The sequence below is a fragment of the Streptomyces sp. SID11385 genome (assembly GCF_010548245.1).
Taxonomy (GTDB): domain Bacteria; phylum Actinomycetota; class Actinomycetes; order Streptomycetales; family Streptomycetaceae; genus Streptomyces.
The window spans coordinates 1-395 of the sequence record NZ_JAAGLR010001171.1 but is presented as its reverse complement, the minus strand read 5'-3'; the positions used below and the strand labels follow the sequence as shown (position 1 = coordinate 395).

At 72.2% G+C, this 395-nt stretch carries 1 protein-coding gene; it reads left to right on the top strand.

Going from position 1 to position 395, the window contains the following annotated elements:
• Positions 1-11: 11 nt before the first annotated feature.
• Positions 12-395 (top strand): AMP-binding protein (locus G3I42_RS35600; RefSeq protein ID WP_275405323.1); only part of this gene is annotated, 384 nt, incomplete at its 3' end.

Genomic DNA, 395 nt, shown 5'->3' with positions numbered 1-395 from the left:
CCGGTGCCCGGATGGTGCTCACCGACTCCGAACACGCCGGCGACACCTCGCTGTGGCTTGCCGTGACCGGCCGCGGCGACACCGTGTGCCTCGCCACCGACCTGGAACACGCCACCGCCGAGGCGGCCGCCGACGCCTGGACGCCGCCCCGCACCGGCCCGGACGACCTCGCGCTCCTGCAGTACACCTCCGGCTCGACCAGCAGACCGCGCGGCGTCATGGTCACCCACCGCAACCTCCTGGCGAACCAGGAGGCGCTGCGCAGGCTCCTCGCCACCTCGTCCGCAGACCGCTTCACCAGCTGGCTGCCGCACTACCACGACATGGGCCTCATCGCGCACATACTGCATCCGCTGTGGCTGGGCACCCTGAGCGTCCAGCTGCCGTCGGACTCC